13 protein-coding genes are annotated in these 13,510 nt (G+C 64.1%); 11 read left to right on the top strand and 2 right to left on the bottom strand.

Translation table 11 applies throughout. The features are described from left to right. Positions 1 to 3: 3 nt before the first annotated feature. Positions 4 to 906, top strand: a complete 903-nt coding sequence (locus tag FJ425_RS10745) for a metallophosphoesterase (RefSeq protein WP_140634405.1) — start codon at positions 4 to 6, stop codon at positions 904 to 906. A gap of 24 nt (positions 907 to 930) precedes the next feature. On the opposite strand, the gene FJ425_RS10740 is transcribed toward FJ425_RS10745, so the two are convergent. After that, positions 931 to 2,181 (bottom strand): cellulase family glycosylhydrolase, encoded by a 1,251-nt coding sequence (locus FJ425_RS10740; RefSeq protein WP_140634407.1) that lies wholly within the window; start codon positions 2,179 to 2,181, stop codon positions 931 to 933. Positions 2,182 to 2,312: 131 nt separating this feature from the next. On the opposite strand from FJ425_RS10740, the gene ybgC reads away from it, so the two are divergent. The 10 genes from ybgC to ftsH all read left to right on the top strand — a co-directional run bounded on the left by ybgC (position 2,313) and on the right by ftsH (position 12,788). After that, positions 2,313 to 2,783 carry a tol-pal system-associated acyl-CoA thioesterase gene (gene ybgC, locus FJ425_RS10735; RefSeq protein ID WP_140634409.1) on the top strand — a complete coding sequence of 157 codons (471 nt, stop codon included), beginning with the start codon at positions 2,313 to 2,315 and terminating at the stop codon, positions 2,781 to 2,783. A gap of 332 nt (positions 2,784 to 3,115) precedes the next feature. Then, positions 3,116 to 3,826, top strand: coding sequence for a protein TolQ (gene tolQ / locus FJ425_RS10730; protein ID WP_095767277.1), 711 nt, complete (start codon positions 3,116 to 3,118; stop codon positions 3,824 to 3,826). Positions 3,827 to 3,841: 15 nt separating this feature from the next. After that, complete coding sequence (gene tolR, locus FJ425_RS10725) at positions 3,842 to 4,297, top strand: protein TolR (RefSeq protein WP_140634411.1); 456 nt, start codon at positions 3,842 to 3,844, stop codon at positions 4,295 to 4,297. A gap of 7 nt (positions 4,298 to 4,304) precedes the next feature. Continuing rightward, positions 4,305 to 5,459 (top strand): cell envelope integrity protein TolA, encoded by a 1,155-nt coding sequence (locus FJ425_RS10720; RefSeq protein ID WP_140634413.1) that lies wholly within the window; start codon positions 4,305 to 4,307, stop codon positions 5,457 to 5,459. A gap of 68 nt (positions 5,460 to 5,527) precedes the next feature. Continuing rightward, complete coding sequence (gene tolB, locus FJ425_RS10715; protein WP_246673510.1) at positions 5,528 to 6,820, top strand: Tol-Pal system beta propeller repeat protein TolB; 1,293 nt, start codon at positions 5,528 to 5,530, stop codon at positions 6,818 to 6,820. A 51-nt stretch (positions 6,821 to 6,871) separates the two neighbouring features. Beyond that, entirely contained in the window at positions 6,872 to 7,249 is a 378-nt protein-coding gene (locus FJ425_RS10710) for a four helix bundle protein (RefSeq protein WP_140634417.1), read from the top strand. Positions 7,250 to 7,482: 233 nt separating this feature from the next. Further along, complete coding sequence (pal, locus tag FJ425_RS10705; RefSeq protein ID WP_095767281.1) at positions 7,483 to 7,989, top strand: peptidoglycan-associated lipoprotein Pal; 507 nt, start codon at positions 7,483 to 7,485, stop codon at positions 7,987 to 7,989. 232 nt (positions 7,990 to 8,221) lie between these two features. Beyond that, on the top strand, positions 8,222 to 9,382 hold the full coding sequence (gene ybgF / locus FJ425_RS10700; protein WP_140723284.1) for a tol-pal system protein YbgF: 1,161 nt from the start codon (positions 8,222 to 8,224) through the stop codon (positions 9,380 to 9,382). Continuing rightward, positions 9,376 to 10,749, top strand: a complete 1,374-nt coding sequence (gene tilS, locus FJ425_RS10695) for a tRNA lysidine(34) synthetase TilS (RefSeq protein ID WP_140723281.1) — start codon at positions 9,376 to 9,378, stop codon at positions 10,747 to 10,749. Before ybgF ends, tilS begins: the two co-directional genes overlap by 7 nt. Before the next feature lie 104 nt (positions 10,750 to 10,853). Next, positions 10,854 to 12,788, top strand: a complete 1,935-nt coding sequence (ftsH, locus tag FJ425_RS10690; protein WP_140723278.1) for an ATP-dependent zinc metalloprotease FtsH — start codon at positions 10,854 to 10,856, stop codon at positions 12,786 to 12,788. A gap of 180 nt (positions 12,789 to 12,968) precedes the next feature. Here the strand turns inward: ftsH and FJ425_RS10685 are convergent, their stop codons facing one another. Continuing rightward, entirely contained in the window at positions 12,969 to 13,337 is a 369-nt protein-coding gene (locus FJ425_RS10685) for a helix-turn-helix domain-containing protein (protein ID WP_140546030.1), read from the bottom strand. Between the last annotated feature and the right edge of the window lie 173 nt (positions 13,338 to 13,510).

The raw sequence follows: 13,510 nt of genomic DNA, 5'->3' as shown, positions 1-13,510 counted from the left end.
CCTATGATCACCAGACGCGCTTTCCTGCGCCTTGTCGGCGGCTCGGCCTTCGCCATGGTGTCGCTCAGCGCCTATGCGGTCGGCATCGAGCCGATGCTGCTCACCCATGTGAAGCGCTACACATTGACGCCGCCGCACTGGCCGGCCGGGCTTAAGCTGCGCGTCGTGGCGCTGGCCGATATCCACTCCTGCCGGCCCTGGATGACGCCGGAACGGATCACAGCGCTTGCCGAGCAGGCCAACGCGTTGCAGCCGGATCTGATCGTGCTGCTCGGTGACTATACCGCCGGGACAAAGCTGGTGACCGGCCGGGTGCGGGTGGAGGAGTGGGCCGAGGCTTTGTCGGGGCTGAAGGCGCCGCTCGGCGTGCTGTCGATCCTCGGCAATCACGATTGGTGGACGGATTTCTTCGCCCAGCGAGCGGAAGCCGGCCCGACCCAGTCGCGCAAGGCGCTCGAGCATGTCGGCATCCCGGTGCTGGAAAACGACGTCGTGCGGCTGGAAAAGGACGGGCATGGTTTCTGGATCGCCGGGCTAGCCGATCAGTTGGCGCTGCTGCCGAACAAGGCCAAAGGCCGTGACAGTTTCCAGGGCTTCGACGATCTCCCGGGCACCTTGGCCAAGATCCAGGGCAGCGAGCCGATCATCCTGCTTGCACACGAGCCCGACATTTTCACGAAGGTGCCGGAGCGGGTGTCGCTGACACTGTCCGGACACACGCATGGCGGACAGGTGCGGCTGTTCGGCTATTCGCCGGTCGTGCCTTCGGACTATGGCAATCGCTTCGCCTACGGTCATGTCGTGGAGAATGACCGGAACCTGATCGTGTCGGGCGGGCTGGGCTTCAGCATTCTGCCGGTGCGTCTCGGGGTGCGGCCGGAAATCCTGCAGATCGATCTGGGCTGAGGCGTGTCGCCCCGGCCCGCTGCCTCAGCGCAGCGACCTGATCATATTCATCACGTCCGGCTCGGCCTTCTCGCCATCGAAGGCGTCGACCACGCCGAAGGCGCCGCCATAGCTCCACACCGACCAGGAAAAGCCATGCGCCTCGGCGCGGGCGATCATGTCGCGCACATAGGCTGCGCGATATGCGGCCGGCATGACGAAGCTGTTGCCGTATTCCTTGCGGATCATGCCGAATTCACCGAGCGTGATGTCCTGCGGCTTGACGCCGTTGGCCTTCGCCCAGGCGTCGACCGTCGCGAACGGCGCATCCATCACGCCAAGCAGCTTTTCAGGGCTGTCCATCGTCGCCACCTGCTCGTCGAGATAGGCGAGCAGGCCGCTCCGCCGCGCCCAAGGCGCCTCGGCCTTGATCCGCTCGCGGATCGTGTCGAGCGTCATGTCGAGTTGCGCCTTCGGGACAGCCGTCAACGGGTAGGACAGGCCGGTGACATAGGGAATGAAGTCGCCGGCCCAGTTTGCGCCCTGATGCGTCAGAAGAAACGGATCGTAGGCGTGGAAAGCCCAGATGATGTTGTCATCGGCGATCGCCTTGGGATCGATCCTGGCCAGCGACTCCGCGTTCGAATAGCAGCCGCCGCTCAGCACCAGCGTCAGCCTGGTGGCGGAGGCGCGCGCGACGGCGAACAATTGCTTCTGACGGTCGGGCCAAAGGTTGGTGCCGTTCTCGTCGCAATCGACCAGCGGCTCGTTCATCAGTTCCAGCGCGACAAGCTTCGGGTCCTCCTTTGCCAGCGTCCGCGCCATCTTGCGCACCAGCTCGGCATAGGCATCGAAGACGGCCGGGTCATGCACCACCTCGCTCATGCCGATCTTGCGGTTGCCGCCGGCGGGGATCAGATGCAGGTCGACGATCACCTTCAGGCCGGCACGGTTGATCATGCGCGCGGAGTCCAGCACACTGGCATAGAGGTCGTCGCGAAGGGCCGTGGTGCGGTCCGAAAGAAAGGGCGAAGGATCGACCGGCATGCGCAGGAAGTCGAGGCCTGCGCCCTTGAGCGCCTTGAGGTCGTCCTCCTTGAGGAATTTGCGCCATTCCGGATAAGGCAGGATCGCCTCGCGCTCGCCCCATCTGTCCTCGGCCGGCCAGGTGACCCACTGGTCGAGATTGAGGCCGCGCTTCATCGAGAAGGTCGCCGCTGCGGCGGGCAACGCTAACGGGCCAAGCGCAAGCAGCGCTGCCATCAAGGTCTTGATCATCGTGCCCAACAATGCCATCCCGTTCCCGCGCGAAAACAGTGCGTGTCGCCCAAAAGCGTGCAGCGGTTTTTGGGACAACGACACGCACAGAAAAATGCCTAAAGCCCGAGGGCTTTAGGTGCCTGTTCGGGCCTGAAAAGGAAAGCGCGATGGACGATCATGGTGAATCGGCGGCGCTCGGCGCAGGGCTTTCCGGCGCGCTGACGGATTTCGGCCACCGGCTGATGGCGAGGGTCTACTATGCCGACACGGATTTCTCCGGCGTCGTCTATCATGCGCGCTATCTCGAATTCCTCGAACGCGGGCGCTCCGACTATCTGAGGCTGACCGGCGTCCATCACACCGAACTCCTGGACGGCAAGCATGGCGAGCGCATCGTCTGGGTGGTGCGGCGCATGGAGATCGACTTCCGCTCGCCGGCGCGCATGGACGATATCCTAACCATCGACACGCGCACCGACGATATTTCCGGCGCCCGCATCTTCATGGGCCAGCAATTGAAGCGCGGCGGCGACGTGCTGGTCGAGGCCAAGGTCGAAGCGGCGATCGTCGGCGAAAGCGGCCGGCCAAAGCGTTTCCCGAAGGAATGGATCGCGGCCTTCATGCCTCGGCCAAGCTGATATTCAGGTGAGGCTGGCCTGCGAACGGCGGGCTCAGCCTGACCTGAATCCCACCTTGCCCTGCGTCGCGTCTCGCCGGCTGGCCGCGGCCATGCGCGGCAATGCGCCGCGCCTGATGCCCTAACCCATCCTTAACCATAACGGTTCATGAAGGAATTGGCGAAGATTGGCGCAATCCGTGCGCCTTCCTTTCACCAATATTTGCCTCGAAAAGGCCGCGAAACGGTGCATTCGGGGCTATCCCGCAAGCTTCTAGCTTCGCGCGATCGGACCAAAGGAATGCCCATGGGCCAGCCGCCAGCGATGCCCGGAAAATCTTAAGGACGTAAGTCATGGAAAATATCGCACTCGCCGAACCGGGCGCGCATCTGTCGCTCTGGGCCCTGTTCATGCAGGCCGGCTGGGTGGTCAAGCTGGTCATGATCGGCCTGCTCTGCGCCTCGATCTGGACCTGGGCGATCATCATCGACAAGCTCGTCGCCTATAGCCGCATGCGGCTGGCGCTCAACCGCTTCGAGCAGGTGTTCTGGTCGGGCCAGTCGCTGGAGGATCTCTACCGGACGCTGGCCGATCGCAAGACCACCGGCATGGGCGCGATCTTCGTCGCCGCCATGCGCGAATGGAAGAAGAGTTTCGAAAAGGGCGCGAAATCGGCGCTGGCGCTGCAGACCCGCATCGACAAGGCGATGGATCTGGCGCTGACGCGCGAGATGGAGAAGCTGGAGGGTCGGCTCGGCTTCCTCGCCACCACCGGCTCGGCCGCACCCTTCATCGGGCTGTTCGGCACCGTCATCGGCATCATGACGTCGTTCCAGGCGATCGCCGCCTCGAAGAACACCAGCCTTTCGGTGGTGGCGCCCGGTATCGCTGAGGCGCTGCTCGCCACCGCGATCGGCCTGCTCGCGGCCATTCCCGCGGTCATCGCCTACAACAAGCTGTCGTCGGACGCGAACAAGATCGGCATGCGCATGGAAGGCTTCGCGGACGAGTTCTCCGCCATACTCTCGCGCCAAATCGATGAAAAAGTAGCGCAGAAGGGCTGAGGAACGATCATGGGGATGTCTGCTGCAGGCGCAAGTGGCTCGGGGCGAGGCGGACGCGGCCATAGGCGGCGCGGCCGTCACCATGCCCTGATGTCCGAAATCAACGTCACGCCGATGGTCGATGTGATGCTGGTGCTGTTGATCATCTTCATGGTCGCGGCGCCGCTGCTCACCGTCGGGGTTCCGATCGACCTGCCGGACACGCAGGCCAAGGCGATGAATATCGACACGCAGCCGATCACCGTTTCGATCGACTCGACGGGCAAGATTTTCCTGCAGGAGACCGAGATCCCGATCGAGGAGCTGGTAGCCAAGCTGCAGGCGATCTCGAAGACCGGTTACGACGAACGCATCTTCATCCGCGGCGACAAGTCGACCGACTACGGTACGGCGATGAAGGTGATGGCCCGCATTTCGGCGGCCGGCTACAAGAATATCGGCCTGGTCTCGCTGCAGGAACAGGATCAGTAGACGCCAAATGCGGACCGGCCTCACCTCATCGGTGATCTTGCATACGGTGGCGCTGGCCTTCGGGCTGTTCACGCTGTCGTCGCCACCTGCCATGCCGGCGGCCGACGTGGAGTCGGTGGCGGTCGACATCGTGCCGATGGAAGCCGTGCCGCAGACGCTGCAGGGCGACAAGAAGTCGGTGATGCATGAAAAACCGGCGCCGCTGCCGACCAAGCGGCCGGACGTCGTGCCCAATGCACAGAAGGTCGGCGAGAACACCGTCGATACCGACAAGCCGGTGACGGACGAAGCCAAGCCGAAGCCGGTCGAGAAGACGGCGGCGCCGCCGCCCGCACCGACGCCGACCGAGAAGCCAGCGGTCGAGGACGTGCCGAAGCCGCAGGAAAAGCCGAAGCCGATCCCGGCAACGGAAGTCGCGCCGACGCCGACGCCGAAGGAAGAGGTCAAGCCCGAGCCGGTCAAGCAGACGGAGCCCAAGCCGACGCCGGCCAAGCAGCCGACACCGACGCCGCCGAAGGACACGACCGCCGCTATCCCGAAGGACGAGGTGAAGCCCGACGCCGTCGCCGAGGCGATCACCCAGCAGCAACCCACCGACGAGGCCAAGCTTCCAGACTCCGCGCCTGCGCCGGAAGCGCGGCCGAAGCCGCAGCCGGCCCAGGCCGAAAGCGCCAAGGCGCCGGACCGCAAGGACGCCGACAAGCCGGTGAAGGAAGCGTCTTCCAAGCCGAAGTCGGACGACAAGCAGTTCAATGCCGATGAGATTTCCGCCCTGCTGGACAAGCAGAAGCCGTCCGGCGGCGGCGCCAAGCGCTCGACGCAGCAGGCCTCGCTCGGCGGCGAAAAGGACCAGGGCCAGAAGCTGTCGAAGTCGGAGGAAGGGGCCCTGCGCGATCAGCTTGCGGGTTGCTGGACCTTCCCGGCGGGCATGGAAGCCTCGGACGATCTCATCGCCGTGATCTCGTTCAATCTCGACGCCTCCGGCAAGCTGGACGGCCGGCCTGTCGTCGAGAAATCGAGCGGAAACCGCCAGGTCGACGAAAGCGCGGTGCGCGCTATCCAGAAATGCAACATGGCCGGCCTGCAGGTTCCTCCCGGAAAACAGGACATCTGGGCGCAGATCAAGGTCACTTTCGATCCGAGGGAAATGCTTGGCCTCTGAGGCCTGCCCTCCGCACAATCAGCGAAGAGAAGCGAGAAGATATGAAATTCACCCTCAAGCCGCTCCTGATGGTCGCGACAATAGCGCTGGGTTCTCTCGTTGGCGCTGCCGCGCCGGCATGGGCTCTCGTCGAGATCAACGTCAACAAGGGCAATGTCGAACCGCTGCCGATCGCCATCACGGACTTCCAGTCGAATGATGCGCTGGGCGCGCAGATCACCGAGATCGTCACCGCCGACCTGAAGCGCTCCGGCCTGTTCGCGCCGATCGACAAGAGCGCCTTCATCGAGAAGATTTCCGGCCCGGACGCCACGCCGCGCTTCGACGACTGGAAGGTGATCAACGCGCAGGCGCTGGTCACCGGCAGCGTCGGCAAGGAAGCCGACGGCCGCATCCGCGCCCAGTACCGGTTGTGGGATACGTTTGCGGGCCAGCAGATGGCGGGCGAGCAGTTCTTCGCCAACGACGCCAACACCAGGCGCGTCGCCCATATCATTGCCGACGCCATCTATGAGCGGATCACCGGCGAAAAAGGCTATTTCGACACGCGCGTCGTCTTCGTCGACGAGTCCGGCGCCAAGAACGCCCGCAAGAAGCGGCTCGCCATCATGGACCAGGACGGCGCCAACATACGCTACCTGTCGGACGGCCGCGCGATCGTTCTGACGCCGCGTTTTTCGCCGAACCGGCAGGAAATCACCTACATGTCCTACGAAAGCGGGCAGCCGAAGGTGTATCTGCTGCAGATCGAGACCGGACAGCGCGAGCTGGTGGGCAACTTTCCCGGCATGACGTTCGCGCCGCGCTTCTCGCCCGACGGCCAGAAGGTGATCATGAGCCTGCTGCGCGATGATGGCAACTCCAACATCTTCGCCATGGATCTGAGGAGCCGCTCGACGACGCGGCTCACCGATTCGACCGCGATCGACACTTCTCCCTCCTATTCGCCGGACGGCTCGCAGATCGTCTTCACTTCCGACCGCGGCGGCGGCAGCGGCCGTTCGCAGATTTATGTCATGGGCGCGGACGGCTCAAATCCGCACCGCATCTCCTTCGGCGACGGCGTCTATTCGACGCCCGTCTGGTCGCCGCGCGGCGACCTCATCGCCTTCACCAAGCAGAGCGGCGGCGAGTTCCAGATCGGCGTCATGAAAACCGACGGCTCGAGCGAGCGCATCCTGTCCTCCGGCTTCCAGCAGGAGGGTCCGACCTGGGCGCCGAACGGCCGCGTGCTGATGTTCTTCCGCGACTCCGCCGGCGGCCCGAAGCTGGTCTCGGTCGATCTCACCGGCCGCAACGAGCAGCAGATTCCGACGGCGAACTATGCGTCGGACCCGGCTTGGTCGCCGTTGCTTGAGTGAGGGGAAGGGAATTGGGGAACTGGGGAATTGGGGAATTGAAGAACTGAAGAAATGGAGAAGCAGGGACGCTACGTTGGACGCGCCAGGGACCTGCAGGTCTATAAGCGGGCCTACGCAGTTTCTCTTGAAATTCACAAAGCCACGCTGGCCTTTCCGAAGATCGAGCAATACGCGCTAGCCGATCAGTTGCGTCGCTCCAGCAAGGCTATCTGCGCTAATTTGTCGGAGGGCTTTGCCAAGCAGCCTCATTCCAAAGCCGAATTCGCTCGCTTCATTTCAATGGCTATGGGGTCGTGTAGCGAAGTCGAGACATGGATCTCCTATGCCTTCGACCTCGAATACATTTCAAAGACACAGCTTGACGAGTGGCTACGATCCTACAACCAGATCTATGGGATGCTGGTGAATCTCAGAGGGTCGCTGAAGTGACCTCTTTCTCCAATTCTTCAATTCCCCAGTTCCCCAATTCCCTCTTTTTCCATGTTTTGGCCGCATTTCCGCCTACGGTCCGCGCGCAGTGTCGCCCCTTCGTAAAGCGCGGGGCAAGCAGTCGCGGACGGCGGCTCGAAACCAAACATTAACCGTGTTTCTTGAATGCCGGTTAACCCAAACGTGGTTACTGGGTGATCAACGAAATCACTCATATGCGAAGGAGAGGCGGCATGGGCCGTATCGCAGCACTTACCAGAAACCCAGCGATGATCGCTCTCGTGATGGCGCTCGCCATTACCGGTTGCGCCTCGAAGAAGACCCCGAACAGCGCGGCCGATCTCGGCCTCAACGGTGCCGGAGCCGCGACGCCCGGTTCGGCGCAGGACTTCACCGTCAACATCGGCGACCGCATCTTCTTCGACACCGATTCCTCGTCGATCCGCGCCGACGCACAGACCACGCTGGCCCGCCAGGCGCAGTGGCTGAACCAGTATCGCCAGTATGCGATCGTCATCGAAGGCCATGCCGACGAGCGCGGCACGCGTGAGTACAACCTGGCGCTGGGCGCCCGCCGCGCCGCCGCCACGCGCGACTTCCTGGTCTCCAAGGGCGTCTCCGCCGGCCGCCTGAAGACGATCTCTTACGGCAAGGAGCGTCCGGTCGCGGTCTGCGACGACATCTCCTGCTGGTCGCAGAACCGCCGCGCCGTCACCACGCTTTCCGGCGCCGGCTCCTGACGCATGACACCGAAGATCGGGGTCGATTTTCGGTAAGGGCGCTCGGCGTCCCGGGCGACAAAAATACAACATACCAAAAATGAAAGGCGGCCTCAGGGCCGCCTTTTTCCTTTGCAACAAACCGAAACAAAATTTGGCCGAAGTCTCGCGTCCTGCTATGAGCGCGAGGGCGCTTCCTCCCTTGTTTGATTTGGAAAGGCGCATCAGGCCAACACCCACCGCGAGAGACAGAATGCACTTCAGAACGGTCCTGAGCGGCACGCTTGCGCTGCTGCTCGTATCAAGCCTCCCAAGCCTTGCCGCGCCGGCCGACAGTGCCGGGCCGGCCGCCGACAGCGGGTTCACCTTCCATCTGCCTACGCTCGGCATCTTCGGCGACAAGAAGAAGCCGGAACAGGCGCAGGTCGCGCAACAGGAGGGCGGCGCCGGCGTAACTGGTCTGGAAGACCAACTGCGTCAGCTGAACGGCAAGATCGAGGAGATGAATTTCCAGATCCTGCAGATGCAGGAACAGATCCGCAAGCAGCAGGAAGACAATGAGTTCCGTTTCCAGCAACTCGAGGGCCAAGGAGGCGCCAAGCCGGCCGGGCAGAAGAAATCGGAAGCCGCGCCCCAGGACGGGAACAGCCATGACGGCAACACCAATCTCGGCGATGCCGGCACCGGTCAATCCGGCACCGGCGACGCCGGAACCGACAACGGCGTCGCCCAGGCCCCGGCGACGCAGCCGCCGGCCGGCACCGGCGCGCAAAACGGCGGCAAAAGCGTTGGCGATGTCATCGTGGAATCGCAGACCGGCGATCCCGGTAAGCTGATCACCGGCGCGCCGCCGAAGAATTTCGGCACCATCACCGTCGACAAGAACGGCAACGTGGTCAATGCCGAGACCGGCCCGCAGGCCAGCGCGCCGGCGGAAGCTCCCGCGGCCACGGCAAGCGCTCCTTCCGCCGAAACGCCGGCCAAGAAGGGCAAGTCCGGCGGCACCGAAGTGGCGGCCCTGCCGTCGACCAACGATCCCGACGAGCTCTATCGCAATTCCTACCAGTTCATCCTGTCGGGCGATTATCCGACCGCCGAACAGGGTTTTCGCGACCATATTTCCCGCTTCCCCAAGGACGCCAAGGCGGCTGATGCGCATTACTGGCTGGGCGAGTCGCTGCTCGGGCAGCAGAAATACCGTGACGCGGCCGAAGTCTTCCTCGCCGCCAGCAAGGACTATCCGAAGGCCAAGAAGGCGCCCGACATGCTGCTCAAGCTCGGCGTTTCGCTGGTCGGCCTGAAGCAGAACGATGTCGCCTGCGCCACCTTCAGTGAAATCGGCAAGCGCTATCCCGATGTTTCCGGCGCCCTCAAGGAACGCATCAAGCAGGAAAGGGCCCTGGCGTCGTGCTGACGCCCGACAGCAAACCTGACCTTTTGGACTGCCTTTTCTCCGACCTGGATCTTTCGACCGGCGCCGTTGCAGCCGTGTCCGGCGGCAGTGACTCGACCGCCCTTCTCCTTCTCCTCAAAGATCACCTCGACCGGACCGCATCGGCCGCCAGGCTGCTCGCGGTGACCGTCGATCATGGGCTGAGGCCGGACTCGGCCGCTGAGGCGCGGCTCGTTCAACGCTTCTGCGCCGATCGCGGCATCGCGCATCGCATTCTTGCCTGGCGCGGCGACAAGCCCGCGACCGGTCTGGCGGCCGCCGCGCGCGAGGCGCGCTACAGGCTGCTTGCCGAAGCTGCCGGCGCCGAAGGCATCAAGCTGATCCTGACCGGCCACACCGCCGACGACCAGGCCGAGACGGTGCTGATGCGGCAGGCGCGCGACGATGAGGGCCGGGGCCTCGCCGGCATGGCGCCCGCCACGCTGTTCGACTGGCGGACATGGATCGTCCGGCCGCTGCTTGGCACAAGGCGCGCGGCACTGCGCGAGATGCTGCGGGCTCGCGACATCGGCTGGATCGAGGATCCGACCAATGCCGATGCTCGCTTCGAGCGGCCGCGCGTGCGGGCGAAGCTCGCGCAGGGCGACGGCGAACAGCGTATCGCGCAGGCGCTGGCACGGGCCGACCAGGCGGCTTTCGAGCGCCGGGACGTCGGCCGCCGCGCCGCCACGCTCATCGACGCCTTTGCCGGCAGGCCGGTTCCGGGCCTCATCCGCCTCGATCGCGAGTTCGCCGGGCATGAGGATGGCCAAGCTGTCATCCATGTGCTGCGCATCCTGTTGGCCACCATCGGCGGCGTCTCGTTTCTCGCCGACGAGACGCGCTGCGCTGCGCTGCTTTCGCGCCTGCAGTCCGCTCCGTTTCGCGCCACATTGTCGCGGACGGTCATCGACGCGCGACGAACCGGCATTTTCCTTCGCCGCGAGAACCGCAACCTGCCTGCCGCCGCGCCGCCGGAGCACAACCGGCTCTGGGACAATCGGCGGCGCATCACTTTGAAAGACGGGCCGGGCGACTTGGTGATCGCGCCGCTGGGGGCCGCCGCCGGGAAAGCGGCCTTGAGCGAGGATATCCCGCCGAGCCTTTCGCGCGCCGCGCTTGCCGCGGAGCCCGCGCTGTGGTCCGCCGGCGAATGCCTTGGTCTTGCGGGCGGCAATGCCGGCTCGCGATCGGTCTCGATCGCTCCGGCGGTGGCTCCTTTCGCGCGCTTCCTGCCCTCCTTCGACATCGAGCCCGCCGCCGCCGCCGCGGCCCTGATCGGCGCGCCGCCGTTGCCGGCACTGCCATTCCGCCGCCATGATGATGGCCGAGGGTGGGCGAAAGCTTAACCGATACGTGCTGTTCTGCTTGGCAAGGGGGGGCGCTCTCCCTATGTTAGGCCCAAGCTAATCCATCATCGCGGGTCCGCGCGCGGACGCCAACGGGACAATAGATGAATCCGAATTATCGCAACCTCGCGCTCTGGGCGATCATAGCGGTCCTGCTCATAGCCCTGTTCAATCTTTTCCAGACGCCGCAGACGCGCGGCGCCACCACGGATATCGCCTATTCGCAGTTCCTGCAGGACGTCGCGTCGGGCCGGGTCAAAAGCGTGACCATCGCCGGCGCCCGCATCTTCGGCAACTACACGGACAACGCCAACGGCTTCCAGACCTATTCGCCCGGCGACCCGTCGCTGGTCTCCAGGCTGCAGGACAAGAACGTCACCATCACCGCCAAGCCCGAGACCGACGGCTCCAATTCGTTGTTCGGCTATCTGATCTCGTGGCTGCCGATGATCCTGATCCTCGGCGTGTGGATATTCTTCATGCGCCAGATGCAATCAGGCTCCGGCCGCGCCATGGGCTTCGGCAAGTCGAAGGCCAAGCTTTTGACCGAGGCGCATGGCCGCGTCACCTTCCAGGACGTCGCCGGCGTCGACGAGGCCAAGGAGGATCTCGAAGAGATCGTCGAGTTCCTGCGCGATCCGCAGAAGTTCCAGCGCCTCGGCGGCAAGATTCCGCGCGGCGTGCTCCTGGTCGGCCCGCCCGGCACCGGCAAGACGCTGCTCGCCCGCTCGGTCGCCGGTGAAGCCAACGTGCCGTTCTTCACCATTTCCGGCTCGGACTTCGTCGAGATGTTCGTCGGCGTCGGCGCAAGCCGCGTGCGCGACATGTTCGACCAGGCCAAGAAGAACGCGCCCTGCATCATCTTCATCGACGAAATCGATGCCGTCGGCCGCCATCGCGGCGCCGGCCTCGGCGGCGGCAATGACGAACGCGAGCAGACGCTGAACCAGCTGCTGGTCGAGATGGACGGTTTCGAGTCCAACGAGAGCATCATCCTCATCGCCGCCACTAACCGGCCCGACGTGCTCGACCCGGCGCTGCTGAGGCCCGGCCGTTTCGACCGCCAGGTCGTGGTGCCGAACCCCGACATCGTCGGCCGCGAGAAGATCCTCAAGGTGCATGTGCGCAACGTGCCGCTGGCGCCCAATGTCGACCTCAAGGTGGTTGCGCGCGGCACGCCGGGCTTTTCCGGCGCCGATCTGATGAACCTCGTCAATGAATCCGCGCTGATGGCGGCGCGCCGCAACAAGCGGCTCGTCACCATGGCCGAGTTCGAGGACGCCAAGGACAAGATCATGATGGGCGCCGAGCGCCGCTCGTCGGCGATGACGCAGGCCGAGAAGGAGCTGACCGCCTATCACGAGGCCGGGCACGCGATCCTGGCGCTCAACGTGCCGTCGGCCGATCCGCTGCACAAGGCAACCATCATCCCGCGCGGCCGCGCGCTTGGCATGGTCATGCAGTTGCCGGAAGGCGACCGCTATTCGATGAGCTACAAGTACATGATCTCGCGGCTTGCGATCATGATGGGCGGCCGCGTCGCCGAGGAGTTCAAGTTCGGCAAGGAGAACATCACGTCGGGCGCCTCCTCGGATATCGAGCAGGCGACCAAGCTGGCGCGCGCCATGGTCACGCGCTGGGGCTTCTCCGACAAGCTCGGCCACGTCGCCTATGGCGACAACCAGGAAGAGGTCTTCCTCGGCCATTCGGTGGCGCGCACCCAGAACATCTCGGAAGAGACGGCGCAGATCATCGACGCCGAGGTGCGGCGCCTGATCGACGACGCCTATTCGACCGCCAAGACCATCCTGATCAAGAAGAAGAAGGAATGGATCGCGCTCGCCGAGGGACTGCTCGAATACGAGACGCTGTCCGGCGACGAGATCAAGCAGCTGATCGCGGGCAACAAGCCCGCCCGCGACCTCGGCGACGACACCCCGCCCAGCCGCGGCTCGGCCGTGCCGAAGGCCGGCACCGGCGGTCGCCGCAAGAAAGGCCCCGAGCCCGAAGGCGGCATGGAGCCGCAGCCGTCAAGCTGACCAGGTTATGAATTGTAGAAGAACGCCGCGGCTTCAAACCCGCGGCGTTCTTTTGTCTGAAGCTACCTAACGCGCGTCGCGCTGAACCGGATTCAGGCAACGCGCTTTAAGTCTTGTTTTGCTGCATGTCGTTGTCCCGGAATCGCTGCGCACTTCTGGGCGACATGCATTAGAGCCACCTTAGAGGGTCTGCGGCGCGAGCGCGTTTGCCTTGCCTTGGCGCTGCCTGGCGGCGCGGCCGGCATATTCTTTGCCCCATCTGGCCAGTGGGATCAGCGCATTGTCCAGCTCGACGCCGAATTCGGTGATCGAGTATTCGACCCTGGGCGGTACTTCCGCGAAGATTTCGCGATTGACCAGGCCATCGGCTTCCATCTCGCGGAGCTGCTGAATCAGCATCTTTTCGCTGATTTCGGGCACAAGGCGCTTCAGCTCACCGAATCGTGCCGGGGCCTTGTGCAACTGCCAGAGCAGCAACGCCTTCCATTTGCCGCCGATCGCTTCGAGCGCAGGGCCCAGTCCGCAACTATTTGGCTGTCTCTTTCCCATGTTTCATCCAGTTCTGAGCAATCGGTGGGTACCTTACTTTTTTGTCGGTACTTGAGAAAAGCTCGGCCGGTCCATAGCTTTCTGGCATCGTCGGAAACCGGCGAACACCACAACATCATATCGGTAGCGTGCTTCGGTCTGCAAAGGCCGTTGGCGGACGGATATTGTCAAAA

It is taken from the genome of Mesorhizobium sp. B2-7-2 (assembly GCF_006440775.1).
Taxonomy (GTDB): Bacteria; Pseudomonadota; Alphaproteobacteria; order Rhizobiales; family Rhizobiaceae; genus Mesorhizobium.
Note: the sequence above shows the minus strand (reverse complement) of the source record. Positions and strands in the feature narration are given on the sequence as shown.